Source organism: Treponema sp. R8-4-B8, assembly GCF_054786175.1.
In genome coordinates, this window is the sequence record NZ_BDHE01000253.1 from 1 (window position 1) to 598 (window position 598).

General features: G+C 43.1%; 1 protein-coding gene. It reads right to left on the bottom strand.

Going from position 1 to position 598, the window contains the following annotated elements:
* A partial coding sequence (locus tag ACYVRA_RS08235; RefSeq protein WP_461252246.1) for a histidine kinase dimerization/phospho-acceptor domain-containing protein occupies positions 1-598 on the bottom strand: 598 nt, incomplete at both ends.

A 598-nucleotide genomic window follows, 5' to 3' on the forward strand; every position in this document is an offset into this window, starting at 1 on the left:
AGGAGAGTTCCCCCCTCAGCAGAAGTTCCGCCATGCCCGTAATGGCGTTCATGGGCGTGCGGATTTCGTGGCTCATCTTCGCCAGAAAATCGCTTTTTGCGCGGGAAGCGGATTCAGCCTTTCGGTTTGCCTCAATCAGTTGCAGGTTTTGCTTCGCCATCTCATTTTCAGAGCGGGCGATATAAGTATTAATAATGATGAACAGGAACAGGATGAGGATAAGCATACTGAAAAATACGGTATTCATCGCGTGGTTCAAAGATAAAAAGCCGTACGCCGGATAACTTACGACAAGATACCATTTCATAAACTGGATGGAGTTTACAAGATATATTTTTTTATCATAGAGGAAACTGCGGCTCTCGCCGTCGGAAAGCTCGCGCGCGACTCTGATTAATTCTTTTCCTGTTTTGCCGAGGTGTTCGTCAAGACGGACTTTATTTTGAACCAAGTTATAATCCGCCGCCGATGTAATTTCATCATATTTATTGAACATATATGTCGTGATATTTTCATCGAATTCATGATAACTGGAAGCTATAAAATTTGAAAAGTCGGTAAGATTAACGCCCGTGCCTATCATCCCTATAGGCTTTTT